This is a genomic window from Bacillus sp. MYb56 (genome assembly GCF_002976445.1).
GTDB lineage: Bacteria > Bacillota > Bacilli > Bacillales > Bacillaceae_G > Bacillus_A > Bacillus_A mycoides.
In genome coordinates, this window is the sequence record NZ_PCOH01000005.1 from 203006 (window position 1) to 228968 (window position 25963).

General features: G+C 35.2%; 27 protein-coding genes. 5 read left to right on the top strand and 22 right to left on the bottom strand.

The annotated features are described in order from the left end of the window. Positions 1 to 11: 11 nt before the first annotated feature. The 4 genes from CQ058_RS09220 to alsR all read right to left on the bottom strand — a co-directional run bounded on the left by CQ058_RS09220 (position 12) and on the right by alsR (position 3695). Positions 12 to 959, bottom strand: a complete 948-nt coding sequence (locus CQ058_RS09220; RefSeq protein WP_002128553.1) for an ABC transporter permease — start codon at positions 957 to 959, stop codon at positions 12 to 14. Next, the gene (locus CQ058_RS09225; RefSeq protein ID WP_002014392.1) at positions 952 to 1863 is read right to left on the bottom strand and encodes an ABC transporter ATP-binding protein; all 912 of its coding nucleotides are present in this window, start codon (positions 1861 to 1863) and stop codon (positions 952 to 954) included. Before CQ058_RS09225 ends, CQ058_RS09220 begins: the two co-directional genes overlap by 8 nt. Positions 1864 to 1957: 94 nt before the next feature. Further along, on the bottom strand, positions 1958 to 2533 hold the full coding sequence (locus CQ058_RS09230) for an FtsX-like permease family protein (RefSeq protein WP_002185137.1): 576 nt from the start codon (positions 2531 to 2533) through the stop codon (positions 1958 to 1960). A gap of 253 nt (positions 2534 to 2786) precedes the next feature. Then, positions 2787 to 3695: an acetoin biosynthesis transcriptional regulator AlsR gene (gene alsR, locus CQ058_RS09235; protein WP_002128558.1), complete on the bottom strand. Its 909-nt coding sequence runs from the start codon at positions 3693 to 3695 to the stop codon at positions 2787 to 2789. Between the two features lie 151 nt (positions 3696 to 3846). Between alsR and CQ058_RS09240 the strand changes: the two genes are divergently transcribed. Both CQ058_RS09240 and CQ058_RS09245 read left to right on the top strand, forming a co-directional pair. Beyond that, positions 3847 to 4212, top strand: a complete 366-nt coding sequence (locus tag CQ058_RS09240) for a CidA/LrgA family holin-like protein (RefSeq protein ID WP_000872360.1) — start codon at positions 3847 to 3849, stop codon at positions 4210 to 4212. Then, a complete protein-coding gene (locus tag CQ058_RS09245) occupies positions 4209 to 4886 on the top strand; it encodes an LrgB family protein (RefSeq protein WP_002137763.1) in 678 nt (225 codons plus the stop codon). The genes CQ058_RS09240 and CQ058_RS09245 overlap by 4 nt, the downstream gene beginning before the upstream one ends. Before the next feature lie 12 nt (positions 4887 to 4898). On the opposite strand, the gene CQ058_RS09250 is transcribed toward CQ058_RS09245, so the two are convergent. Further along, positions 4899 to 5312: an NUDIX hydrolase gene (locus CQ058_RS09250; protein WP_002137764.1), complete on the bottom strand. Its 414-nt coding sequence runs from the start codon at positions 5310 to 5312 to the stop codon at positions 4899 to 4901. A gap of 143 nt (positions 5313 to 5455) precedes the next feature. Here CQ058_RS09250 and CQ058_RS09255 point away from each other — a divergent pair, with 143 nt between their 5' ends. Continuing rightward, positions 5456 to 5656, top strand: coding sequence for a DUF3903 domain-containing protein (locus CQ058_RS09255; RefSeq protein ID WP_002167816.1), 201 nt, complete (start codon positions 5456 to 5458; stop codon positions 5654 to 5656). Positions 5657 to 5976: 320 nt separating this feature from the next. Here CQ058_RS09255 and CQ058_RS09260 read toward each other — a convergent pair whose 3' ends face one another. The 15 genes from CQ058_RS09260 to CQ058_RS09330 all read right to left on the bottom strand — a co-directional run bounded on the left by CQ058_RS09260 (position 5977) and on the right by CQ058_RS09330 (position 22395). Next, positions 5977 to 6732: a sulfite exporter TauE/SafE family protein gene (locus CQ058_RS09260; protein WP_105589627.1), complete on the bottom strand. Its 756-nt coding sequence runs from the start codon at positions 6730 to 6732 to the stop codon at positions 5977 to 5979. 108 nt (positions 6733 to 6840) lie between these two features. Then, a complete protein-coding gene (locus CQ058_RS09265) occupies positions 6841 to 6987 on the bottom strand; it encodes a BC1881 family protein (RefSeq protein WP_002014405.1) in 147 nt (48 codons plus the stop codon). A gap of 166 nt (positions 6988 to 7153) precedes the next feature. After that, positions 7154 to 8881: an S-layer homology domain-containing protein gene (locus CQ058_RS09270; RefSeq protein ID WP_002167815.1), complete on the bottom strand. Its 1728-nt coding sequence runs from the start codon at positions 8879 to 8881 to the stop codon at positions 7154 to 7156. A 220-nt stretch (positions 8882 to 9101) separates the two neighbouring features. After that, on the bottom strand, positions 9102 to 9671 hold the full coding sequence (locus CQ058_RS09275; protein ID WP_002190409.1) for a hypothetical protein: 570 nt from the start codon (positions 9669 to 9671) through the stop codon (positions 9102 to 9104). 124 nt (positions 9672 to 9795) lie between these two features. After that, complete coding sequence (locus CQ058_RS09280) at positions 9796 to 10830, bottom strand: nuclease-related domain-containing protein (protein WP_002185132.1); 1035 nt, start codon at positions 10828 to 10830, stop codon at positions 9796 to 9798. Between the two features lie 139 nt (positions 10831 to 10969). Further along, on the bottom strand, positions 10970 to 12016 hold the full coding sequence (locus CQ058_RS09285; protein ID WP_002190411.1) for a GH25 family lysozyme: 1047 nt from the start codon (positions 12014 to 12016) through the stop codon (positions 10970 to 10972). A 139-nt stretch (positions 12017 to 12155) separates the two neighbouring features. Next, entirely contained in the window at positions 12156 to 13919 is a 1764-nt protein-coding gene (locus CQ058_RS09290) for an ABC transporter ATP-binding protein (RefSeq protein WP_002192720.1), read from the bottom strand. Further along, positions 13919 to 15670, bottom strand: a complete 1752-nt coding sequence (locus tag CQ058_RS09295) for an ABC transporter transmembrane domain-containing protein (protein ID WP_105589628.1) — start codon at positions 15668 to 15670, stop codon at positions 13919 to 13921. The genes CQ058_RS09290 and CQ058_RS09295 overlap by 1 nt, the downstream gene beginning before the upstream one ends. A 124-nt stretch (positions 15671 to 15794) precedes the next feature. Beyond that, positions 15795 to 16016 (bottom strand): YneF family protein, encoded by a 222-nt coding sequence (locus CQ058_RS09300; RefSeq protein WP_001132292.1) that lies wholly within the window; start codon positions 16014 to 16016, stop codon positions 15795 to 15797. A gap of 78 nt (positions 16017 to 16094) precedes the next feature. Then, positions 16095 to 16535 (bottom strand): sporulation inhibitor of replication protein SirA, encoded by a 441-nt coding sequence (gene sirA / locus CQ058_RS09305; RefSeq protein WP_002014415.1) that lies wholly within the window; start codon positions 16533 to 16535, stop codon positions 16095 to 16097. 156 nt (positions 16536 to 16691) lie between these two features. Further along, complete coding sequence (gene tkt, locus CQ058_RS09310; protein WP_002190419.1) at positions 16692 to 18692, bottom strand: transketolase; 2001 nt, start codon at positions 18690 to 18692, stop codon at positions 16692 to 16694. Positions 18693 to 18993: 301 nt separating this feature from the next. Then, entirely contained in the window at positions 18994 to 19797 is an 804-nt protein-coding gene (gene phnE / locus CQ058_RS09315; protein ID WP_002033481.1) for a phosphonate ABC transporter, permease protein PhnE, read from the bottom strand. Then, positions 19797 to 20591 carry a phosphonate ABC transporter, permease protein PhnE gene (phnE, locus tag CQ058_RS09320; protein WP_002087885.1) on the bottom strand — a complete coding sequence of 265 codons (795 nt, stop codon included), beginning with the start codon at positions 20589 to 20591 and terminating at the stop codon, positions 19797 to 19799. Before phnE (CQ058_RS09320) ends, phnE (CQ058_RS09315) begins: the two co-directional genes overlap by 1 nt. Next, positions 20588 to 21361, bottom strand: a complete 774-nt coding sequence (gene phnC / locus CQ058_RS09325; protein WP_002033479.1) for a phosphonate ABC transporter ATP-binding protein — start codon at positions 21359 to 21361, stop codon at positions 20588 to 20590. The genes phnE (CQ058_RS09320) and phnC overlap by 4 nt, the downstream gene beginning before the upstream one ends. A gap of 95 nt (positions 21362 to 21456) precedes the next feature. Further along, positions 21457 to 22395, bottom strand: coding sequence for a phosphate/phosphite/phosphonate ABC transporter substrate-binding protein (locus tag CQ058_RS09330; protein WP_002128577.1), 939 nt, complete (start codon positions 22393 to 22395; stop codon positions 21457 to 21459). A 185-nt stretch (positions 22396 to 22580) separates the two neighbouring features. Between CQ058_RS09330 and CQ058_RS09335 the strand changes: the two genes are divergently transcribed. Continuing rightward, positions 22581 to 24164 (top strand): bifunctional metallophosphatase/5'-nucleotidase, encoded by a 1584-nt coding sequence (locus CQ058_RS09335; RefSeq protein ID WP_002190420.1) that lies wholly within the window; start codon positions 22581 to 22583, stop codon positions 24162 to 24164. Between the two features lie 40 nt (positions 24165 to 24204). On the opposite strand, the gene CQ058_RS09340 is transcribed toward CQ058_RS09335, so the two are convergent. Continuing rightward, on the bottom strand, positions 24205 to 24444 hold the full coding sequence (locus CQ058_RS09340; protein ID WP_002014431.1) for a DUF896 domain-containing protein: 240 nt from the start codon (positions 24442 to 24444) through the stop codon (positions 24205 to 24207). 45 nt (positions 24445 to 24489) lie between these two features. Then, a complete protein-coding gene (locus CQ058_RS09345) occupies positions 24490 to 25146 on the bottom strand; it encodes a YneB family resolvase-like protein (RefSeq protein WP_002128580.1) in 657 nt (218 codons plus the stop codon). 141 nt (positions 25147 to 25287) lie between these two features. On the opposite strand from CQ058_RS09345, the gene lexA reads away from it, so the two are divergent. Further along, a complete protein-coding gene (gene lexA / locus CQ058_RS09350; RefSeq protein WP_002087894.1) occupies positions 25288 to 25902 on the top strand; it encodes a transcriptional repressor LexA in 615 nt (204 codons plus the stop codon). Positions 25903 to 25963: the final 61 nt, after the last annotated feature.

The following is a 25963-nucleotide window of genomic DNA, read 5'->3' on the forward strand; positions in this document are numbered from 1 at the left end:
ACGGCTTTTGCTTATGCTGTTAAATCTCGTTTTATAAATACAGTATAGGAAACCCCTAAAAATACAGCTAAGTATAGAAGAAGCATACAAGAAGCAAATGGGAATGTTACTCCATCAATAAAGCTTCCACCCTTTAAAAGCCCATATAAATCTGTATTCGCTGGTAATAAATATTTCGCCCATTCATATCTTGCTGCCGGAATTAGCGCTATTCCCCCTGATAATGCAAGAAATAAAGAAATCCCGATTGCACCTCCGCTCGATCTCGTTAAAACGGAAATCATAAAGGCAAATGCAGCATACACAAGAGTTGGTAACCAAGATAAAATATAATATTTACTTGCTTCTACGAAAATATTTTGTTTTATTATATTTCCATTTTGAACGACAAATTCAGCCCAAGCTGGTTGTTGGAATTTATAAATAATCAACCCGCATAATACGGAAAAAATCATATTAAATATAAATAATAATGCCGCAAATATAACGATTGCCAAAAACTTGGATGTTAAAATTTTAAATCGGCTCGCTGGACGAATTGTTAAAAATTTATATGTTCCCCAGCTATATTCATTCGCAAAAATCGTACTCGCATATACGAGAATAAACGGAAGTAAAATTGGAAATACGATAAAACCTGTATCTCTCATAAATGAAAGCGGAGAACTACTTGCTGGCGCTGTATTCGTATCTAAATGCTTCATTTTAAGCTGGTATTCTTTTACAAGCTCGTCTCCTGACTTTTCTGTTAAAATATCCTCTTTTTTCATGCCGAGCTTTTTCTCAATTTCTACAGTGCGTTCTGTATAATCCGCTTTCCACCCTTTTGTTTCTGGCTCTAAATATTTTACCGTAACCCATCCTAATCCAATAATTAATACCGCAATAACTGCAAAAGGAATAATCGTTCGCTTTCGCTTAAATATTTTATACAGCTCGTTATAAACTAAATTAAACAATATCTTTTCCTCCTGTTAATTCTAAAAACTGCTCTTCTAGCGTTTTTCTTTCTTCATATACACGATAAACTTGAATGTTTTTCTCCATCAATGTACGAAGAATATTTGGAACTTCTTCATCTTTCACGTTTATAATTAATTCGTTTTCTTTTACTAAAACATCGTATTCTAAAACCTCTGCCGCTTTATTCGCATCATCTACACGTATATGTATTTCTTCTGTTTCTTCCTTTTTATCACTTTGAATATTTTGTGTTGCGACATATTCTCCATGCTGAATAATAATAACCCTGTCACACATTAATTCAACTTCTGAGAGTAAGTGACTAGAAACAAGGACAGCTTTTCCTTGTTCATGCGCAATTTTCTTTATGTACATCCGCATTTCATGTATACCACTAGGATCTAATCCGTTCGTCGGTTCGTCTAGTATTAATACATCTGGATTATGTATAAGTGCCTGAGCAATTCCTAAACGCTGTCTCATACCGAGTGAATATGCTTTTACTTTACGGTCAATTACTTGTCCCATTCCTAACAATTGCACTACTTCATCGATACGCTCTTCAGTCACATTCCCATTCATTCGTCCGAAATATGTTAAATTTTCATAGCCGCTTAAGAAAGGATAAAATTCTGGTGTCTCAATTACAGCACCAATTTTCGCAGCAGTTTTTTCAAATTGCTGTTTTACAGATTGACCATCAATCCATACTTCCCCTTCTGTCATACGGATCATTCCGACCATCATTCGCATTAATGTCGTTTTTCCAGCACCATTTGGTCCTAATAAGCCAACTACTTCACCTTTTTTCACTTCAAAACTAATATTTTCTACTAACGTCTTTGAACCAATTCGCTTTGTTAATCGATCAACTTTTACGATCGCTTGCTCATTTATCATTCCATACAACCTTTCTTCTTAACTCTTTTTTTCAGTTCTTCCCACTGTATCATGATTAATAACATGTGTAAAATGAAGAAAAAGCCATGATTTCTCATGCCTTTCTCCTCGTTTCATATGACTTTTCACCCTTTAACCTTTGTGTAAACCTACAACATTGCCACATTGATATTATAATGACGGTTATCATAACAACTGCTGTTATCACTACCGCATACATCGTAATCGGTGCATTGGTTATCCCTTGGATTCCTACTGCTTTCATAAAAATAATAATAAATAATTTCAAAAATAACATACCATGAATTAATCCGAAAACAAAAGCTCCTCCGTAAGTTAATAATTGCTCCTGACATAATAAACATAACATTTCTTTTCCTGTCATATGCATCACTTCATTCGATGTAAACTCCTCTTTTCTTATCTGTAAAAGAGAAGCTGTCATTTTATATGTAATGAAAATACACACAAAAACTATAAATAGAAACATAGCATAAAACCACTTTACAAATATAGGTGTATATTCCGCTTTACTTATTACAACTTCATTGAATCGGAATGATATCATAAAAAAACAAAGCATTGTATTCATAGCAATCCACATAAATTGTTTTAACCTTTGGGCAGCAAATGTTTGTATATTTTTTCTCGCTAACCGAAATAAAGACATAATTTCCCCCTACCTTGCTTCATAACATACGCATTCTATACTACTAGTGTATAAAAATATGACATTTTAAACATCGCACTTCAATCGGAATCTTTACTAAGCCTTTAGTCCTAGAAACCACGCATATTGATCTCCTTAGCATTGAATAAAAAACAAAAAACGGAAATGCACTTTAGTTACATTTCCGTTTTTTGTTTAATGAGGTGAATCTTTATATAACTTAATTATCATGACTACCCTGTAACTTCATCAACTATTCAGCCTTCGCATCTTCCACTTCAATCCTTTTTTTCTCTCTTGCAATTTTCAAAAACTCTAACAACTCTGGATTGTTATTCATTTTTTTATAAGCCACTGACATTTCTGCAACAAAATTAGAATCACATAACTCTTTATATACAACTTCTGTTCTATACAATTTATTTGCGGATACAGGTATTACCGTAATTCCAATACCTGCCGCTACAAGCCCCATAACAGTTTGATACTCCGTTGCTTCTTGTACAATGTGCGGACTAAAACCTACATCACGGCAAAGCGATAAAATTGTATCATATAACGCTGGCCATACTGGTCTCGTAATAAATACGAACGGTTCATCCCTTAAATCTTCGATATGTATTTCGTCCTTTTCAGCAAGAGGATGTGCCTTCGGTAAACATAACGTACATGAAAGTTTTTGAATTGGTTCTAACTCAAGTAATTGCGTTGGAATTGGCGGACGTAAAAATCCAATATCAATTCGATTATCATGAAGTGCATGCACCTGATCCGGTGTGGACAATTCATGTAATGCTACAGACACTCTCGGAAATTTCTTTCTATACTCTCTGACGATTGACGGTAAAATATCATATATCGCCGCACCTACAAAACCAATTGAAAGTGATCCAACTTCTCCCCTTTGAGCACTTTGTGCAACTTCTACTGCTTTTTCAATTTGTTCAAACGCTTTTTTTACTTCTTTTAAAAACATTTCTCCTGCTTCTGTTAATTCAACCTTTCTCTTCGTTCTTGAAAATAACATAACTCCCATTTCTTTTTCTAATTGCTGAATTTGTTGACTAAGCGGTGGTTGTGTCATTTGTAAACGAGCAGCTGCTCGTCCAAAGTGTAATTCCTCTGCCACTACAACAAAATATTGCAAATGCCGTAATTCCATTTTGGACACCCTTTTCACTTTCGATTAATACATCTAATATATTAATAACATATAATTTATATATTAGACAAATATTTCGAATGAACGTATAGTAGAAATTGTTAATTCTTTTTTACAATTTTTATGTAAAAAACAAAGAGGTGGTTACTGTATGAAATGGTGGAAGTTAAGCGGACAAATTTTATTATTATTTTGTTTCGCTTGGACAGGTGAATGGATTGCAAAACAGGCACACCTCCCAGTTCCAGGAAGTATAATCGGTATTTTTTTATTGTTAATCTCATTAAAATTTAATATAGTGAAAAAAGAATGGATACAAGACGGTGCAGACTTTTTATTAAAAGAACTTATTTTATTTTTCATCCCTTCTGCAGTCGCTGTCATTCGTTACAAAGATACATTATCACAATATGGAATCGATCTCATTTTAATTATCGTGATTAGTACACTTTGTGTTACTCTCGTAACAGGACTTTTAACAGAATTGCTATTAAAGCGGAAAGGATCAACACAATGATCGGCTTTCTTTGTTTACTATTAACACTATTCACATATTGGGTATCTAAAAAAATGTATCAACGCTGGAATTGGAGTCTGCTTTCTCCCCTTCTTGTATGCCCAATCATTTTAATAGCTTTATTACTTGGATTAGATACACCATACGAAACCTACGAATCTGGTAGTCATTGGCTAACAGAATTATTAAAACCTGCAACAGTTGCTTTCGCATGGCCAATCTATAAACATTTTGATCTATTAAAAAAACACGGCACTGCTATTTTAATTAATGTCATTGTCGGTTCTTTTCTATCTGTTATTACTTCCGCACTACTAGCTAATTTTTTTCAAATTGACTCTACAATAGAACAAAGTTTAGCACCGCACATTGTAACAACACCTATTGCAATGGCTATTTCAGAAATGATTGGCGGCATGTCACAATTAACAGCAGTTTTCGTTGTATTAACTGCCTTAACTGGAGCGTTATTCGGTCCTACACTCATACGCATATGCCGTATTAAAACAGCGCTCGCAAAAGGTATAATGCTAGGTACTAGCGCGAATGGGACCGGAACATCAAAAGCATTTGAAATCGGTCCTGTAGAAGGTACAATTGCAAGTTTATCAATGCTTTTAACAGCTGGAGCTAGTTTAGTTATCGTTCCACTTTTCTTATCTTGGATACACTAAAAAAGCAAGTATTTACACACTTGCTTTTTTATTTACATATCGGTATATTAGCTCGTAATCCTCTGGAAAAGCTAATGATAATTTTCCAACTTCATGTATCCCTTTCCAATCAATCTCATGTATTAACTCATCCGGATCTTGGATTTTCATATTACCACCTATTTTTTTAACAAAGTAATAATGAACATACACCGGAATCCCGTATGTAATACCTTCTTTTTCGTATATTTTATTTACAACCTCCACATTGTAGCCTGTTTCCTCCCAAACTTCCCTGATACAACATTCTTCTAGTGTTTCTCCCTTTTCCAGTCCTCCACTTGGGACAGACCACCTTTTTTCTTCCCCTTCTTTTCCTTGCAATACCATTAAAATTTCATTTCTTTCATTCATACAAATAGCTGCCGTACCTATCCATCTCTCCATATACATCCCTCCCCTACTAAAATTCACCTTCTTTTTTATTTCCCCTTTGAAAAAAAAGAGGAAATAAGTAAAAAGATGCCGAAAGTTTACATCAACTTCATGAGCAGTCCCTTCTTAGAAATTCAAACCGGAAGGATGAAATTATGATTTCTAAATATGTTGTGGAATGTGTTTTTTGTGAAGAAAACCGAAAACCTCGGCAATCCATTGTCACAGTGCCTGCTACTTCTCAGCTACTAGCCATTCAAAAAGTACGAGCTGAATGTAAACGTCGCTTCGGAAAAACTTTATTATTGCAAACAGAAATTAAAGAAGACTTACTCATTGAACAAAAAGAAAGCTGACCATAAATTGGCCAGCTTTCTTATCCGATCATATTTTCACATGAAGATTAGGGGCATCCTCTTTAAGGATCGGGATTTACCCATTATGTGCGTTCCATAATGGTCATCGAACAATATATTTCTATACAATAAACTATTGAATAGAATAGGGCAAAACTTGTTCGCATTTTTAGAAAAGGGATAGGGATATAATTCAAGTAATACTTCGAATACTCGAACTTTATACTCATTATATTAAAGCAAATCCTTTTATATGAGAAATATGAATTACTTACATAATTCATTCGTAAAATATATTAATAGATTTCTATATATTCTCTTTAATCTACTAACAACATACATCCAGCTAATATTGGTGTCATAATCATCGAAAACCTTAGAAGCATGCGAGGTGCATAATTTGTAAACTTAGCTCCTATATATGCTCCTAACATTGTCCCGATTAAAACTTGTACTAATAATACATAATCTAAATACCCTTCCGAACTATATCCAAACCCACCTCCAATTGCGATTGGTAATATAACGAGCATTGTCGTCCCTACAGATTGACGGATTGTTAAACCTAATAGAACCATTAATCCGAGTTGGATAAAAGTTGCTGAGCCAATACCAAATGCACCTGCTAAAATTCCAGTCACCAATCCGAGGAATATACATTTAATTACGTTATCTTTCGAAAGTTCTTTATGCCCTTTTAAAGACGACTGTGATCTTTTTTGAAACATAATCAACCGAATAAACATAAAAATTGCCGATAAAAATAACATACCAGCTGTAAACCAATGCAACAGATGTGCTGGTATTAACGAACCAAACTTTGAACCAATAAAGGAACCAATCGCGCCAAATCCCCCAACAACTCCGCCTATTACAAGCACAACATTCCCTTCTCGGTAATGACTTACTACTCCAGATAATGTCGTAAATGCCATCGCAGTTAAAGATGTTGCAAGAGCAACATGAATAGGGATATGGAATACTAGAGTGAGTATCGCGATGATAAATCCTGCTCCCCCTGCTCCGACAAATCCTAATAAAACTCCCATTAATAACATTGTTATAATAATTGCCACATAATTCCCCTCCAATATCCCAATTATCTATCATATACACACTTCTATACAAACAAAAAGCACCCTAAGCGGATGCTCTGACTACTTTTCTTTATTGATAATATGTACTTAATCTTGATTAATTAAAATAACAGCTGGACCAGAAACAACTACTCCGGCCACTTCTATCTTTTCAAATTCCATCACTGTAATAGATATAACCCCTTCTCTTTCCATCAATTCCTTACTCAGGACTTCAGTCGGTATTGATTTCACCGTCCTACCTCCTTTTCATTTTATACAAAATTACAAAAAACTACCCAATGCATCTAAATATATGCATCACCTCCGCTTTCATTCCTTATTCCAGTCAAAATTCACATCACCTTTCTATAACATATTGAAAAATAAAAAAGCACTCGCCAAAGCGAATGCCTTTCCATTATTTACTCTCTATTACTTTTAACATTCTATTAATAAATGCTGCCGATTCCCCACGTGTTGCAGAACCTTTTGGCATAAACTCATTATTCTCATTCCCTTTTACGATACCTAACCCATAAACACGTTGAACCGCCTGTTTATCATACGCTAAATTTTGATCCGTAAATGGTAATGGAACTAAATTACCTTTAATATTTTTGAATTGCAATGCACGATCAATCATAATGACAGCTTCATCACGTTTAATCGTATCATTCGGAGCAAATATATCATTTCCTCGTCCACTTATAATCCCAGCACTAGCTGCACGATTAATACCATCTACTAGCGATGGATGAGCTGTGCTTAAATCTTTGAAATTCGATTTCCCCTCTGGTAATTGCAATGATCTTGAAACTAAATTCGCAAATTCACCACGTGTTACAAGACGTTCTGGCCAGTAAGAACCCTTCCCGTCTCCAACCATAATACCTCTTTTATCTAATTCACGAATATCTGCTTCATACCAACCGCCAGTTATATCATCTTTATGATTCGCATCATAATAAGCTTTCGTTCCCTGTAAAAATGGCTCCCACGCATTATTCCTTATCATAATGGCCGGACAATTCTTTCCGCTCCAAAATTGATGCTTTTTTACATTTTCTAAAGGAATATTTAATTCCCCCATTAAATAGGCTGCTAGTTTGCGAGCATTTTCCACAGCTTTATTATAATCACCATCTTGATTGACAGCAATTTCAATTGCAATTGATTCTCTGTTACCGGTTCCTTCTGATCCATCTCCAGCATGCCAACCATTTTCATTTAATGGTAGATGTTGATAAATTTCTTTATCATCTACTGTAAAATGCCAAGATGCTGAACGATCAGTCGTTCCTGTTGCTTGACTGTATAAATATTGTGCATGGTTTCTAGCATTTGCTCCAACACTATAATTATCTGTCTCATGAATTGTAATGTATTTTGGTTTCATCGCATAACCTGGACGAATATTTTCATTACCTGTTGGTACAATCATTTCCTTTAATGGTACACCGTAAATATCCGTTGTTTTCTCTTCTATTGGTGCAGTATACATAACCGCTGCACGTTTCGTACGAGTTGGAGTTGTGCTTTGAATAAGAGATGCTTTTGTACCCTCAAATTTTGCTGAAGGTGCATAAATCCACTTCACCTCATTATCTATTTGGACTTGGAACCACTCTCCAACTTGTCCAATTGCAATAATTGTTTGCGGTTGTAACACTTTCTCGTCTTTATATGAATTAAATGGTGCGGAATATGTGGCTGTCTCTTCATTAATTACTAATTTTTCGTTTGCCAAGTGATAAACTTCCTTAACCTCTACATTTCCTTCACTACTTTGTATCCACCCAGCTCCAGATTCTGTTTGTATATAGTAAGCGTTTCCTTTTTGTTTTTCGGCTTTCACTACTTGATTAGAAAGCTGAACACCTGTCGCTTTTTGTAACTCAGCAGAATCAAATAAAGATGCTGAACCTATTATATGTACAAAAAAATCTCCTTGTACTTCATTTGTTATTCCTTTGCTCTCTCCACGTCCATCTTCATCTTTCATATGGCTTTCAATACTTTTTAATGCTTGCTCGTCTGTTGAAATTGTTACGGTCTTTTCTACTGTGTCTGCATAGGAAAAACTTGGAATCGTTACCATACTAAATACAATTGATGCAGCTAAAACATTATAAAATTCTTTTTTCATACTAATTATTTAACACGTTTATATCTTAATTCGTGTTAACTTCCCTCCCTAATCTAAAATATTTAAGGCTATCTAGCAAACTTCTAAACTAAATAACCCTTTACAATATAACAAACTCTATCTCATTCGTATAGATAGGAATGACTACTATTTGCCTACTTTTTCTATATTGGAATATAGAAAAGAAGCTATAAAAGATATAGCTTCTCCTCTCACTATTTCAATCTCGTTGTACCTTATACTCTATAACTCTACCATCTTTATCAAATTGCAAAACAAGACATTCACTATCTATAGGAATAAAACCACGTTCATTCCCAAGATAGTATAGTGTAGTAATTCCCGTTTCCAAACTGCTTGTTTTCGTAGGGGCCCCTAACAATTTTGTAATTTCCTCGTTTGATTTCCCTATCAATTTATGCTCCTGTAATAGGTCATCTACCATATGTACTCGTTTTTCTTCATAATTTAACCACCGATCCTGATTAAAATTTGAAGTGTATTTATTTATACTTAATTGTACGGTGCATACTAGCAATGGAATGAGACCTACCATCATTATAGTGAACAGTTGTTTCTTACCTTTATCACGTCTTGCCGAAATATGTAAGATAGACTTTTGAATAATAACTAATAAAATAAAAGGCATTACTACCACCAAAATACTCATTACACTCAATGACACATGAACCATATCAATAACGAAAATAAACGCAATGTACATTAATATATGCAAACAAAAATAAATGTACAACATTCCCCACAATATAGAGCTTTTACCTTTCTCCACCCAAATAACACCTACTTTATCCCGCTATTTGCGGGCAGTTAGACTCCCACCTCAAAATTCGGCTGTAAAGGGTAGAAGTCGGGTTGCCCATAAACCCCCACTAATTAAAGTTTTACTTTATTTTTCACTTCGCAACATAATTCATCTGGCCAATCATATCTCTAATCTTTTGTAGTTCTCGTGCTGTATATATTACTTTACTTGTTAAAACTTCATTTCTGAAAAACGTTACAATTTGCTCTCTATCTTTAAATCTCGGCAATTCTTCATTAGAAAGATCAATAACTTCTTTTCCACTCTCATTTTCAAAATATACAATTGGTTTTACTTTTTCCTTTACAATATCTACTTGCATTTCTTCCAAACAATTATATAAAGTTTGAGATAGCATTTTCGCTTTATACGCTGGATTCCCTTCATTTCTTACTTGCAAAGTTAATGAAGTTCCATCCGTAATAAATTCAAATGTCTCTTCTTTTTCAATTTCATGTTGATACTTACCAATTTCCTCAATCATAAATGAATATATACCCGCATTTTCTTTCGTTAAGCCATGGATTAATTTCCCTGTCCATTCTTTCGTCTCAAGTAGATAAATACCAGTTTTACATAAGATAAGGTGATGAATTCGATTATCATTTATGTCACGTTTATCTCTATATTTATTGCGTATCATAAAAACGTTCGGTATAATATGAAACTCTTCTTCTAGTATTATTCCTTGCTCAACGAAACCTCGCTTCATATAATGTAATATTTCATGCGCATTCACTTCAGCACCATTTTTGGTATATTCTCGTAAATCCGCAATTAAATTTTGAAACATATGTACTTCACTACTATGCTTATCTTGCATTTCACTACGTTCTTTACTATGTTGAACAGCCAATTGATTTTTCATCATACGCATATTTTCAAGTTCTCTAGCTGTATTCACTTGTAAATCATTATATTTTTTCTGTTCCATATTCTTTAAAGTATCCTGTTGTTCTTTATGCCCTGTAATCGTAGCTGCAATCTCATTTTCATACGTTTCAATCGCTTGTTTCTTTTCAAACTCTACTTGCTGACTCTCTGATTCTAACTGTTTATTTTTATAAAACAGTACAAACACTACAGCTAATAATATTAAAATCCCACCTATTAGCACATACTCCATATTATTACTCCTTTATTTCATTTCCGATTATTTTTAAACATATATCAATTACATTATACTATGTTATCAATATATACTTTGTAAAAATTATATATTTTTCATAAAAGGCACCTCAGTCGAGATACCTTTTAGATTCACTTTATTGTACACCATACTGAATATAACTTGAATCATAGTATACCCATTGATTTGTCCCTAAGCAAAGCCATCCATCTTGCTTACTCCATACTCGATATGATTCACCATGATGTAACTGTCTTATAACATTCCCGTTTAATGATGGAGCATCTCGCAGATTCACATTATCGCCAGTAATAGTTGCTACATAATGTTTATACTGAATATAACTTGAATCATTATATACCCACTGATTTGTCCCTAAGCAGAGCCATCCATTTTGTTCTCCCCAAACTTCATATGATTCGCCACGATTCAATTGGCGAATTACACTAGACTGTAAAGATGGTCCACTTCGTAAATTCACATTATCTCCATTAATTACAGCAACTCCGTATACTGGAGTCGCATTATTAGGCGTGGAAACATTCCCTCCACCACTTGCTCCATTTCCTTGTAAAGCTTCTAATGAAACAGCTGCTGATACGTCACAATTTCCTACACCTGAAATTTGCCCAGAATCTGTGTACTGCCATGCTGTCCACTCTGTCCATCCACCAGCATCAGCAGGCGGTATACTAGAATATTTGGAAATCCAAAGTGGAATGTCACTTAACCCGCTAATTCCAAATTCATTAATATACCAAACTCCTGTATATAACATTACATTTTTCCCAGTAGCTTGTTTCACATAATTTACGAAACTTCTTGCCCAATTCGATATAGTCGCACCCGTTAAACTACTATTGCTAGTATCCGTTGGCGATTCTAAATCTAAAACAGGGATTAAGTCCGTCTGATTACTCTGTAATATATTCACAAAATGTTTCGCTTCTGAAATGGCATCATTTTGTTCTGGGTGCGCAAAATGATATGCACCAATTAATACATTCGCATCTCTCGCAGCTTGTACATTTTGAACGAAAGTAGGGTCAATATAGTTCACACCTTCCGTCGCTTTTGCATACGCCGCTGGAATGCCAGATGACTTCACAGCATTCCAATTAATGTTTCCTTCCCAATGAGACACATCAATAAATGTAATATTTGAACTGGATCTATTTTGCATATAAAAGCTCCTATCAAATTTTGTTATTCTATATACAATATGTACAACTCTAGTTAAAGGACACGACAAATCTCTCACATATTTCGAAAATTTTATTACATTTTAATATCTGAGAGAATAGAAAAAAGACCTTGTAATTCTACAAGGCCTGTTGCAAACTCCCTTTATTTTGTAGCAAGTACATATTGTAGTAAAGTCCTTGTTTACTAAGTAACTCTTGATGTGTTCCGCTTTCTACAATTTCCCCTTCATGCATAACAAATATTTGATCCGCATCTTGGATTGTAGACAATCTGTGCGCAATCGCTATCGTTGTTCTACCTTTTCGCATTTGCTGCAATGCCGTTTGGATAGCCTCCTCTGTTTCTGTATCAATATTTGCCGTCGCTTCATCTAACACTAATACTTTCGGATTGGTTGCTATCGTTCTAGCAAAAGCAATTAATTGCCTTTGACCACTAGAAAATGCAGCTCCTCTTTCGACAACTTCTGTATCATACTGCTCTGGTAATTTTTCAATAAACGTATTCGCTTGCACAAACTTTGCCGCTTCCTCTATCTCTTCATCCGTAATCTCTTCATTATACATACGAATATTTTGCTTTACATTTCCAGCAAATAAAAATGCATCTTGCAGCACAAGACCAATTTTCTTTCGAATTTCTTGTTCTTCGAACTTCTCTAAATCTACTCCGTCTATTACTATATTTCCTGATTTAATATTGTAAAATCTCATTAATAAATTCATAATCGTACTCTTTCCGCTACCAGTATGCCCTACGAAAGCAACCGTTTGCCCTGACTTTACGTGAAAAGATACATTTTTTAAAACGTCACGCTTTCCATCATATGAAAAAGTAACATCTTTAAACTGAATTTCCCCGTTAGCTACTCGTGGCTGTTCACTCCCCATTTGAACAGGAGCTAAATCTTTATCATCCATTAAATGAAATACACGCGATGATGAAACAAGCGCTTGCTGGAAGAAAGATAGTTTCATCATCATCTCATTTACCGGCTGGAAGAAACGATGAATATAGTTAACGAAAGCATATAAAACCCCTACTTCAACAGGACTCTTTAAAGCATCGATTCCGAATAAACCAAGTACTACCGCAATTGCTACAATATGAACAAGATCTGTTGCTGGACGTAAAAGTAATGCATCTAATTTCAATGTACGACGTCCAGCACTAAAATGTTTATTGTTCACTTCTTCAAATTCTTTTCTCATCCGCTTTTCTTGCCGGAACACCTGAACAATATTCATACCTTGAATGGACTCATTTAACTTTGCATTTAATATACTCAGCTGATTACGTACCTCTAAATAAAAAGCTGCACTTTTCCGTTGATACAACACCATAATTGCAAACATTACCGGAATTAATATGAGCGAAAATAGCGCTAATTTTACATCTAATAAAAACATCGCTACTAAAATCCCTACTAAAAAGACTACATTTTTCACGAATGTTGATAGTACACTAACATAAAAATCCTTAATCGCTTCTGTATCATTCGTTATGCGAGATACGAGCGTACCAATCGGCGTACGATCAAAGAAGCTTAATGACAATTTTTGAACATGTTCATACACTTCAACTCGCATATCTTGGACAATCTTAAAAGCGATATTTTGAAAGTACAATAATTCTAAATAAGTAAATAATACTTTTAATAAATGAGCAATAATATACACTACAAATAGGGTTACAAGTGCTGATTGTTCAAAGTTACCTGGCACTAAGTGTTCATCAAGAAATTGTTTAATTAAAAAAGGACCCATCATTTCAGTTACAGTTGCACCAACTAGAAATAAAAATGCTACCGCCAATAACCCTTTATAGGGCCTCATATAAGAAAGCAACCTTCTTAAATCACTCCGTTTTTTCTCAGCCATCATACGCCTCCTTTCTCTACTAATGCCTCTAACTGCTGGCTTTCGTACATTTCTTTATACCAACCATTTTCTTTCATTAATTGCTCATGTGTCCCTCGCTGCATAACCCTACCTTCATCAATAACAAGAATAAGATTTGCATGCTGAATAGCACTTAAACGATGGGCAGTAATAATCGTCGTTTTCTCTGCCCTTTCTCGTTTCAATGCAGTTAAAATAGTTTCTTCTGTTTTTGCATCTACGGCTGATAAACAATCATCTAATATTAAAATTTCAGCATTTGTTAATAATGCACGCGCAATAGAGATTCTCTGTTTTTGACCTCCTGATAGTGAAACGCCCCTTTCACCTACTACAGTGTCATACCCTTCTGAAAATTGAAATATATCATTATGAATACAAGCAATATCAGCAGCTCGGCTAATTTCTTTATATGTAGCATCGGCCTTTCCAAAAGCAATGTTCTCCCCAATACTCGCTGAAAATAAAAAGTGATCTTGCGGTACATATGAAATTGCAGAACGCACACCGTGAAGTGTTAAATCTCGAATATCCCGCTCCCCAACTTTTAATTCACCATTAAAATTATCATACTCTCGAATTAAACATTTTAATAACGTCGTCTTCCCTGCACCGGTACGCCCTACAACTCCTAACGTTTCACCTTTTCTTAAGTTAAAGTAAATATCTTTTAAGTTTAATAGTTCATTCTTTTTATAAGAAAACGAATCAACAGCAAACGAAACATCACCACTTGCTATAGCATGTATAGCATTTTCCTTATTCACTACATCTGAAGTTTGTGAAAATATTTTCTCCACACGATCATACGAAGCACGTCCACGCTCCATAATATTAAATAGCCATCCAAAAGCTAACATTGGCCATACAAGTGTCCCTAAGTACGTTGTAAATGTTACTAATTCCCCTACAGTTAATTCACCTCGTACGACTAATAATGATCCGTAACAAATTGCGATCAAAAATGAAAATCCGACAATTAGGGAAATCGTTGGATCGAATAACGAGTCAATACGTGCAACTAGCATATTTTTATGTACGACATCTTCAGATTTTTTCCGAAACGCTTGTAAATCCTCTTTCTCTTGTCCAAGTGAGCGAATTACCTTCATCCCACTCATACTTTCTTGCACTTTATCATTGATTTCAGAAAACGATTGCTGTGCCTTATGAAATCTTCTATGCAATAAAGTTCCATAATAATTTGTAGAAATAGCTACAATTGGCATCGGAATTAAACTTAATAACGTTAACTTCCAACTAATTGTAAATCCCATCGCTACGAGTACACATCCTCCAACAGCTAATGAATCAACGAGTGTTAAAACACCTGCCCCCGCAGTTTGCTGAATCGCCTGAATATCATTTGTCGCATGTGCCATCAAATCGCCTGTGCGACGTGATTGATAAAAAGATGGGCTCATCTTAGTAAAATGTTCATATAGATTCTTTCGCAGTTGACGAGCTAGTTTTAAAGAAGATCCAAAAATCATAATACGCCATAAGTAACGTAATATATACATCATAATTCCTACAACTACTAATAGAATAACCCAGTTCAACAATTTTTCAGACGTTAATGTTCCACTATTAATTTCATCTACTACAATCCCTAGTACTCTTGGCGCTACAAGTTCAAGAAGCGCGACACCAAATAACATAATAATTCCGATTATGTACGCTCGTTTTTCTTGCTTAAAAAACCAAGCTAAATTAAAAAACACTTTCATATTTATCCTCCTCCCTTAAAATGAGCGATGTTTTCAGTGTAACAAAAATACAGAATATTTAAAAGTTTTAAATATGTTTTATAACCAAAAGAAAAGGGCACTCGGTAAGAGTGCCCTTTTGCGCTTATTTTGTTTGTTGCTTGTTCATCGCGCTCATCATTTGATTGATTTTCTTTTGGGAAGGTTTTTGTCCCATTTGCATCATCATCATTTTTAACATTTGTTCGTTAATTGGTGGATTTTTTTGTAAGTAATTCATCATGTATTTGCGGGCAATGAAAAATCCTAACGCCACGCCTGCTACTAGTGCTACTACGCCCACTAGAATACCTAACCACATTGGCATATCTTTTCCTCCTTCATGTTGTCTACCTTACAGTGTACTAAAACCTTTTCAATAAGACAAGATACTATTCGACATTTTTTACACATATGTTCGTACTTGTTTGAGAGGATTTAACCAACCGTACTTTTTATTTTCATAATCCATCGCTAAAAATGTTAACTCACACTTTCTAAGCACCTCAAAGAAAGTTGTTTCCATGGATACATTTCCAGAAGTATTTATTCGAATATATTGTGGTTTCACCATTATTTCTCCGTATTCGGCTCCTGTATAAAGCGTATGAGTATGATTTGTTCTTTCATATTTACCAAGAACACGCAAAGCTTGTTCTAATTTATGATGAATTTTCATTACTTGTAACGGCATCGTAATATACGTCATTTGTTTATATAATACTTTCTTCTCCGAAAGGAACCCAGATTCTGAAAATCGAGCAAATAAATCAAAAAACAAATATTCACGACCAAAGTAAGCTTTCGCAATATCCTCTTGAATTAAATACAATTCATACGTTTTCATTTTTCCCCTCCCGATCTGGACAACCTTTTCCCTACATTATATAAGAGAAGATTTGCAATGATTGTCTGACTACGGAGAGAGAAAAAACTTTTCCTGTCGAAAAAACTCAATTACATAGAAAAATCTCCCCATGCTGGAGAGATTTTTCTAAAATCATTAAAGCATTTCTTTTACTTTACGAACAACGTTCTCTACAGTAAATCCATACTCTTCCATAATCTTCTCACCAGGAGCAGAAGCACCGAATGTGTCGATACCTAGTACATCTCCATCAAGGCCTACGTAACGGTGCCATCCGAATGTAGCACCCATTTCAATTGCGAAACGTTTCGTTACTGCTTTTGGTAGTACAGATTCTTTGTACTCAGCAGTTTGAGCTTCGAAGCGATCCATAGATGGCATGCTAACAACAGCTGCATCAACGCCGTCTGCTGCTAGAGCTTTTTGCGCTTCGATTGCTAAGCTTACTTCAGATCCAGTTGCAATTAAGATTACATCAGAAGTTTCTTTCTTGCTTGCAGAAACTACATATGCACCTTTTGCTACTTTTTCATAAGTATCGTCTTTTGCACCTTCTAATGTTGGAAGATCTTGACGAGTTAACACTAATGCAGTTGGTGTTTTTGTAGATTCTAGAGCTAGTCTCCAAGCTGCAACTGATTCGTTACCGTCTGCTGGACGAATAACAGATACATTTGGCATTGCACGAAGCGCTGCTAATTGCTCAACTGGTTCATGTGTTGGACCATCTTCACCAACAGCAATACTGTCATGTGTAAATACATACGTTACAGGCAATTGCATTAATGCTGCAAGACGAATTGCTGGACGTAAGTAGTCAGAGAATACGAAGAACGTACCACCGTAAGTTTTTAAACCGCCATGAAGTGCGATACCGTTCATTGCTGCACCCATTGCGAACTCACGTACACCGTACCAAATGTTTTTTCCGCTGTAATCAGCTCTTGTAAAGTCTTTTTCGTTATTCATGTATGTTTTGTTAGAACCAGCAAGGTCAGCAGATCCACCGAAGAATGATGGTACAGACTCTGCAATTGCATTAATTACAGCACCTGAAGAATTACGTGTTGCTGCTTTTGATCCTAATTCATAAGTTGGTAAGCTTTGTTCCCAACCTTCTGGAAGAAGACCGTTCATTGCTGCTTGCAGTTCGTTTGCTAATTCTGGATATGCTTGTGCATATTCACCGAGCATCGTGTTCCACGCAGCTTGCGTCGTTTCACCAGCATCTTGTACTGTTTTACGGAAGTTGTCATATACTTCTTCTGCTACATGGAAGTCTTGTTCAGCAGTCCAAGCGTATGCTTCTTTCGTTAATTTTGTTTCGTCTACACCAAGTGGAGAACCATGTGAAGCTGATTTTCCTGATTTGTTTGGAGAACCGAAACCAATTGTCGTTCTTACTTCAATTAGCGTTGGGCGTTTTTCGTCAGCTTTCGCTTCTTCAATTGCTTTTGCGATTGCTTCAATATCATTTCCATCCTCAACACGGATTACTTGCCATCCGTATGCTTTGTAACGATTTTCTACACTTTCAGAGAATGAACGATTTAAATCGCCATCTAATGAAATATCGTTTGAATCGTAAAGTACAACAAGACGACCTAATTGTAAATGAGCAGCTAATGAAGATGCTTCAGCAGAAACGCCTTCCATTAAATCTCCATCACCACAAATAGCGTATGTATGATGATCTACTACATTATACGCATCACGGTTGTATTTAGCCGCTAAATGTCTTTCAGCCATTGCCATACCTACAGCAGTTGCAATACCTTGTCCAAGTGGACCAGTTGTTGAGTCTACACCTGCTGTGTGACCATACTCAGGATGTCCTGGAGTTTTGCTTCCCCATTGACGGAAGTTCTTTAAATCATCCATTGTTAAGTCATAACCAGATAGATGAAGTAGACTGTATAGTAACATTGAGCCATGACCTGCAGATAATACGAAACGATCGCGGTTAAACCACGTTGGGTTATTTGGATTGTGTTTCATAAATTGAGTCCATAATGTATAAGCCATTGGTGCTGCACCCATTGGCATTCCTGGGTGACCAGAGTTTGCTTTTTCAATCGCATCAATGGATAATGTGCGAATCGTGTTGATAGAAAGTTGTTCGATTGAATGTGACATGCTATTCTTCCCTTCGCGTATGTTAGTAAACGTTTTATACATTTATATGATAGCTTCCCACGCAAGATTATACAACATGTATCGACAAATATGTTGATGTTTTTTTGATTTTTCATAAAAAACACAGTGATTCAGGGAATGTATGGGCATTCAATATGACATACTTTTTAATTGTTTTTATTTTAAAAATAAATATAATTATCTGTATATTTATACAAATATACTAATTTCTGATATATCTCCTTTTTGATAACCTTTAAAAATACAAAAAAGCATCTGAATTAGATGCTTTTAAAACAAATTAAATAATCCGCTTACGAATAGAACTTGAAATAAAATCAATTATAATTACCATTAAAATGATACCTAATAAAATAATTCCCACACGAGACCAATTACGTGAACTAAGTGCAAAAATTAATGGCGTACCAATACCACCTGCTCCAATAACACCTAAAATCGCAGCGGATCGTACATTAATTTCAAACCTGTATAACGTATACGATAGAAAATCCGGTAACACTTGTGGTAATACGGCATACCAAAGTATTTGAAACCGATTTGCACCCGTTGCTATTAACGCTTCCGTCGGTCCCTTATCTATATTTTCAATTCCTTCCGAATATAGTTTCCCTAACATTCCGATAGAGTGTAACCCTAAAGCTAGAACTCCGGCAAAAGAGCCTGGACCAACAGCTTTTATAAATAAAAGAGCCATAACTAATTCAGGAAATGTACGAACAAAACTAAGTACAAATTTCCCAGTTCCTGAAGTTAATTTTCCACTACTCATATTCGTTGCCGCCCAAAAAGCAAATGGAACAGATAAAAAAGCAGAAATAAATGTACCTAATATCGCAATTGCCAACGTATCAATTAAACCGTGTAATAAATCTTCACCATCTGGCAAAGATACATACGACCAATCTGGGTTCAATACGCCTGTCATAATTGCTTTTGTAATTTCTCCCGCCGTATTCTTTATTCCCTCTAACGGGACTCCTGAAAAGGCCCATACATATACAACTGTAAGTGCTATAAAAATAATCCAGCGATATATACTCGGTTTCTTCGGTTTTGGTACGATTATCGTCGTTTTACTCATTATAATTTCCCCCGCAACACTGTACTTATATAATCAATTAGCAATACAACAACAAGGGTATAAATAATAATAGAAGCAGTTTGTTGATATTGTAAAAATCCAAGTGTACGATCATAATATAATCCAATCCCACCTGCTCCTACTAAACCTAGAACAGCTGCTGCACGTACATTCACCTCAAATGTATAAAGTACATAGGAGACGAAGTGCGCTTTCACTTGCGGAATGACCCCATAAACTATCCATTGCACCTTATTCGCTCCTACAGCTGTCATCGCTTCTAATGGACCTGGATCAATTGATTCAATTGACTCATACAATAATTTCGCTACGAGTCCAACGGAGAAACAAGTAAGAGCCAAAATACCTGGAAGTGGTCCTATTCCAAAAATCGCTACAAAAATAGCCGCTAATAATAAATCTGGTATTGTTCGTATAAAATTTAAAATCAATCGAGCTGGACTGTACAAAAATACACTAGTAAATACGTTACTTGCCGCAAATAGTGCAAGTGGAATGGCTAAAATCGCCCCTAAAGTCGTTCCAATAATCGCCATACGTATTGTATCTAACATTGCTGTTGTAATAATTTGAAAATAACTCCAATCTGGTGGCACCATTTCCTTCAATAAATCCATCATATTTGGAAAACCAACTACTAGTTTTGAAAATGATGCGTCGACCTGTACACTACTACCCCACAACAGTAAAATAACTAAAATAACCGTTAACATATGTTTCAATTTACTCGGCGGCTTCGGTATCGATTTCGAATATATCGTCACTTCATTCATTTAGCTGCCACCTCTAATAATGCGCTTTTCTGAGCTACGTCCCCATAAATTTCAGCGAATTTTTCATCCGTTGCCTCTTCTACTAATCCATCAAAAACAATTTCACCAGCATGTAATCCAATAATACGAGTAGCATATTGCCTCGCTAAATCAATAGAATGTAAGTTTACAATTGTCGTAATTCCAAAATCTTCATTAATTTTCTTCAAATCATCCATTACTTGCTTTGTTGTCAGAGGATCTAACGAAGCAACAGGCTCATCTGCCAATATGATTTTCGCTTCTTGTGCCAATGCTCTAGCAATTGATACACGTTGCTGTTGTCCCCCTGATAATTCATCAGCTCGTGCATATGCTTTTTCTGAGATATTCACTCTATTCAGCGCCTGGAATGCAAGCTCCACGTCCTCTTTCGGAAACAGACCTAACGTTGTACGCAATGTAGAATGATATCCAACCCGCCCAGCTAATACATTCTTCAGTACCGTTGATCGCTTCACAAGGTTAAAGCTTTGAAAAATCATACCAATATCTCGGCGCATGCGTCGTAATCCTTTTCCTTTTGCAGCAGTAATAGACTCCCCTTCAATAATGATTTCTCCTTCTGTGATTTCATGAAGGCGATTTACCGATCTGAGAAGTGTTGATTTTCCAGCACCGGATAGCCCGACCATTACAACAAACTCACCTTTTTGAATTTTCAAGTTTATATTATTCAATCCTTTTGTACCATTCGGATACACTTTGGAAACATTTCGAAACTCTATCACACATCTTACCTACCTTCTATGTATTATCAATAACTGAAAAACGGCAAACTAACTGAAATCACACACTTTCCAGTTAGTCGCCATTTCCATATGTATTATTGCGTTTTCACTTTCTTTCCATATTCACGAACGATATCAAATTTACTATCATCAGATTTAACGTATCCTTCATGTGAGTATACTTCTTTAATGATTTTGTGCCCTTCCTCATTCTTTCCTATTTCAATGAAAGCATCCTGTAATTTCTTGCTCCACTCTGCATCTAAATCAGAACGTACAGAAATCGTATCGTTTGGAATTTTCTCCGTAAATTTTACTATTTTCGTTTGGTCGAATATATTCGGATAATCTTTTTTTACAATATTACGAGCATCTTGGAATACAACAGCTGCATCTACATCACCATTTAAAAGAGCAATAAGTGACTGATCATGACCTTTTAATGTAACAGGTTTCACATCCTTTAGCGGATCGATTCCCTCTTTTAACAATACAGCCGCAGGCCATACATAACCCGCTGATGATGTTACATCTTGATAGCCAATTTTTTTACCTTTTAAATCTTTTACACTATTAATATTAGAATCTTTCTTAACAACAAACTCTGATTTATAAACATCTACTAAATCCTTTGTGGGAGCTCCAGTTTCATCATCTACCCCAAAACGTTGCGCCTGTAAAATTACGTTTGCAGCCTTTTTCTCATGCGCTAACACATACGCTGTTGGAGGTAAAAAGCCTACATCTATTTGCTTAGATGCCATCGCTTCTACAATTGTATTGTAATTCGTTGAAATACTAACTTTTACCGGAATGTTTAATTTATCACTTAATAGCTTTTCCAATGGTTTTGCCTTCGCCTCTAACGTATCTGCATTTTGAGAAGGAACAAATTGAACATTTAGTGTCTTCGGTACATAACCTTTTTTCGTATCTTCATTTTTACTTGCACTTGATTCCTTCGTTCCACATCCACTTAATAATCCCGCTGCTAGTACAACTGTTGTGCTCATTGCAAAAACTTTTTTCAACATGTTAATGCCTCCATTTTTCGTTGTTATAAAATAACCTTCCATAAACATGAAGAAATATATCACATATTTTTACAAATAATTGCTTATTTACAGAATCTTTACACATTCTATACATTCACATTAAAATTCTTTTCATATATTTGATATGATTAATTGAAAGATAACTATAGAAAAGGTGAATGGCGTTGAATCAAAATCAAATTGTAACTTTAAATATTTTATTAACAAGCGATGTACATGGTACTGTGTATCCAATTCACTACCAAGATAACTCCAAAGCAGAAATTGGTTTAGCTAAAATTTCTACTCTCATAAAAAAAGAACGTTCTCAAAATGCAAACGTTCTTCTGATTGATAACGGGGACTTCATTCAAGGAACACCATTTACTTATCATTACGCTACATACGAAAAAGATATGGAAAACCCAATGTCCTTATTAGCCAACTACTTAGAGTATGACATTGCAATTATCGGAAATCATGAATTTAATTACGGAATGGATATATTAAATAATGCTGTGACTACTGCAAATTCCCCTTATCTATCAGCAAACATTTTAGATAAAAACAGAAAAGAACCTTATTTCGGAAAACCATATATAATAAAACATATTGAATCAAATATAAAAATTGCTATTTTAGGGGTGACAACGCATTACATCCCCCATTGGGAACAAGCACATCATATTAAAGATTTACAATTTGAAGATGCATTTGAAACAACAAAAAAATGGGTTTCTTACATCCGTAAACATGAAAAACCAGATTTACTAGTCGTAGCCTATCACGGGGGATTTGAACGTGATTTACAAACCGGAGTACCGACTGAAGTTTTAACAGGTGAAAACCAAGGATATGCAATGTGCCATGAAATTGAAGGCATAGATATTTTACTAACAGGCCACCAACACCGAGAAATCGCTCACACCGTGATTAATGGTGTAACAATTTTACAGACCGGATGCAATGGACACTCAGTTGGAAAAGTAACAGTAACATTCGAAAAAGCAGAACAAAAATGGGTGAAAAAAGAGAGTTATTCAGAGTTATTGCCCGTACAAGGAATTGCGGCAGACCAAGATGTTCTTTTCTTGGTTGCCAATTATGAAGAGAAAACACAAAATTGGCTTGATAAACCTATTGGAATAATTTATGGGGATATGCAAATTTCCGATGCTATGCAAACACGTTTGCAAGACCATCCTTTTATTGAATTCATAAATAAAATACAGATGGATATAGCTAATGTTTCAATTTCTTGTACAAGTTTGTTTCATAATACATCTCCAGGTTTCCCTAAACATGTAACAATGCGTGACATCGTTTCTAATTATATTTATCCAAATACATTAAAAGTAATTAGAATAACCGGAGCGGATATAAAAAATGCTCTCGAACTCTCTGCTTCTTATTTCACATTAAAAGCAGATGGAACCATCATCGTAAACCCTACCTATATAGAACCAAAACCACAACACTATAATTACGATATGTGGGAAGGGATTTCGTATGTATTAAACATTTCAAAACCAATTGGAGAGAGAGTAGAGTCTTTGCAGTATAAAGGCGCTCCTCTTAATATGAATGAAGAATATGACGTTGTTATGAATAATTATCGTGCAAGCGGTGGCGGGAACTTCTTTATGTTTCAAAATAAACCAGTAGTAAAAGACATACCAACAGATATGTCTGAACTTATCGCTAACTATATATTGAAGCATAAAAGGATAGAAGCAACGAAAAATGAAAACTGGAAAGTTATTAAATAACAATTTTAACAAATAAAAAAAGATGGGCTATGCCCATCTTTTAATTTAATTTTGCATTATCCTGCTTTTTTAAAGCTTTTAATTTCGCCGGTGTAACGTCCGTGCCTTCTTCGTTAACGACTTTAATTCCTTTTAATTCGTTTAACATATTTTGACGAAATCCTTTTAAATATTGTTCACGAAGCGATTGGCGCTCACGTTGTTCTTCTTCAGTTAAGCCTTCAGCTTTTGCTTTTTTCGCTAAGAAGTTAATGCGTTCAATGAGTTCTTGACTTGGCATCTCGAATCCCCCTTCTACTCAAAACTGATTATTATCATACAATAGTTAGTCCTCTTTATCAAGCAATTGCTTTGTATATTCTACATACCTTCGATGTACAGTTGCTTTTGAAACATCATGACCAAAACCACGAAGTGTTGCTGCAATTTCTTCAAAAGTTAATTCATTCCGGCGCAAACGTACAATTTCCTCAATTGGCACTTCTTTTTTCTCACGTCCTACGCTTAAATGACGATTTTTCAAATTATTTTCTGGACGAAATCCTTTCTCCACTGCTCTTTGCATGCCACGTTTAATTTTTAAATTGTGGATCTTTCTTTGATACTCTTCAACGATCCCAATTATATTTAGCACCATCGAATCAGAATCTGAAAGCTGTAATTCACCACTATGTGTGTGCGTATAAACTTTTATCCCCTCTTTATGTAAACAATGCATTAATGCAATCTTTGCATTTCCTCTACCAAGACGCGTTTCATCTTGTATAAGTAGTACATCAACTTGTTCATCTCGAATTGTATCTAGCACTTCTAATATGCCATCACGTTCAATTGTATAACCGCTAGCCTGCTCCTCAATTACCTTTGTAACATCCATTTGATAGCGCTCAGCTAAATGCAATAATTCATCTTTTTGACGCAATAATGATGTTTCCTGTTCTTCTTTTGTTGTGCTCACACGTGCATAAATAATTGCATTCATTTTGAACCCTTCTTTCTCACTATATTTTCCTTATAGTGTATCATAAATTTGCCTTTCGTTCGAACTTATGTTTGTAGAATGTTTTTTCGCATGTTATACTTAATAATAAGAAAAATGAAAGAAAACGAGGTGTTAGAAAACATGGAAAAGTTAACGAAACGCCAGCAAGACATTCTCGACTTTATTAAGCTAAAAGTACAAGAAAAAGGATATCCACCTTCCGTACGTGAAATCGGTCAAGCAGTCGGCCTTGCTTCTAGTTCTACAGTGCACGGACATTTATCACGACTAGAAGAAAAGGGATATATTCGACGCGATCCAACAAAACCACGCGCAATTGAAATTTTAGGTGACAACCGAACGGAAACACAATCTGTTATTCAAGTTCCAATCATCGGAAAAGTTACTGCCGGTTTACCGATTACAGCAGTCGAAAGTGTAGAAGATCACTTCCCACTTCCGGCTAGTATCGTTGCTGGAGCAGATCAAGTGTTTATGTTACGCATTTCTGGAGATAGCATGATTGAAGCCGGTATCTTTGATGGTGATTTAGTTGTTGTTCGCCAACAACAGTCTGCATACAACGGTGAAATTGTAGTTGCTTTAACAGAAGATAACGAAGCAACTGTTAAACGTTTCTATAAAGAAAAAGATCATTTCCGTCTACAACCGGAAAACTCTTCACTAGAACCTATTATTTTAAAACAAGTGTCAGTTATTGGAAAAGTAATTGGCGTATATCGTGATTTACATTAAAAATAATAAAAAGAAGATAATTCCCTTATTTATATAGGTAATTATCTTCTTTTTATATTTT

Bases quoted from the DNA above. Each gene is read 5' to 3' on its own strand.
- CQ058_RS09225 (WP_002014392.1), bottom strand. From the start codon at position 1,863: ATGATAAATGAGCAAGCGATCGTAAAAGTTGATCGATTAACAAAGCGA.
- CQ058_RS09230 (WP_002185137.1), bottom strand. From the start codon at position 2,533: ATGTCTTTATTTCGGTTAGCGAGAAAAAATATACAAACATTTGCTGCC.
- alsR (WP_002128558.1), bottom strand. From the start codon at position 3,695: ATGGAATTACGGCATTTGCAATATTTTGTTGTAGTGGCAGAGGAATTA.
- CQ058_RS09240 (WP_000872360.1), top strand. From the start codon at position 3,847: ATGAAATGGTGGAAGTTAAGCGGACAAATTTTATTATTATTTTGTTTC.
- CQ058_RS09245 (WP_002137763.1), top strand. From the start codon at position 4,209: ATGATCGGCTTTCTTTGTTTACTATTAACACTATTCACATATTGGGTA.
- CQ058_RS09250 (WP_002137764.1), bottom strand. From the start codon at position 5,312: ATGGAGAGATGGATAGGTACGGCAGCTATTTGTATGAATGAAAGAAAT.
- CQ058_RS09255 (WP_002167816.1), top strand. From the start codon at position 5,456: ATGATTTCTAAATATGTTGTGGAATGTGTTTTTTGTGAAGAAAACCGA.
- CQ058_RS09270 (WP_002167815.1), bottom strand. From the start codon at position 8,881: ATGAAAAAAGAATTTTATAATGTTTTAGCTGCATCAATTGTATTTAGT.
- CQ058_RS09280 (WP_002185132.1), bottom strand. From the start codon at position 10,830: ATGGAGTATGTGCTAATAGGTGGGATTTTAATATTATTAGCTGTAGTG.
- CQ058_RS09285 (WP_002190411.1), bottom strand. From the start codon at position 12,016: ATGCAAAATAGATCCAGTTCAAATATTACATTTATTGATGTGTCTCAT.
- CQ058_RS09290 (WP_002192720.1), bottom strand. From the start codon at position 13,919: ATGGCTGAGAAAAAACGGAGTGATTTAAGAAGGTTGCTTTCTTATATG.
- CQ058_RS09295 (WP_105589628.1), bottom strand. From the start codon at position 15,670: ATGAAAGTGTTTTTTAATTTAGCTTGGTTTTTTAAGCAAGAAAAACGA.
- CQ058_RS09300 (WP_001132292.1), bottom strand. From the start codon at position 16,016: ATGCCAATGTGGTTAGGTATTCTAGTGGGCGTAGTAGCACTAGTAGCA.
- sirA (WP_002014415.1), bottom strand. From the start codon at position 16,535: ATGAAAACGTATGAATTGTATTTAATTCAAGAGGATATTGCGAAAGCT.
- tkt (WP_002190419.1), bottom strand. From the start codon at position 18,692: ATGTCACATTCAATCGAACAACTTTCTATCAACACGATTCGCACATTA.
- phnE (WP_002033481.1), bottom strand. From the start codon at position 19,797: ATGAGTAAAACGACGATAATCGTACCAAAACCGAAGAAACCGAGTATA.
- phnE (WP_002087885.1), bottom strand. From the start codon at position 20,591: ATGAATGAAGTGACGATATATTCGAAATCGATACCGAAGCCGCCGAGT.
- CQ058_RS09330 (WP_002128577.1), bottom strand. From the start codon at position 22,395: ATGTTGAAAAAAGTTTTTGCAATGAGCACAACAGTTGTACTAGCAGCG.
- CQ058_RS09340 (WP_002014431.1), bottom strand. From the start codon at position 24,444: ATGCCAAGTCAAGAACTCATTGAACGCATTAACTTCTTAGCGAAAAAA.
- CQ058_RS09345 (WP_002128580.1), bottom strand. From the start codon at position 25,146: ATGAATGCAATTATTTATGCACGTGTGAGCACAACAAAAGAAGAACAG.
- lexA (WP_002087894.1), top strand. From the start codon at position 25,288: ATGGAAAAGTTAACGAAACGCCAGCAAGACATTCTCGACTTTATTAAG.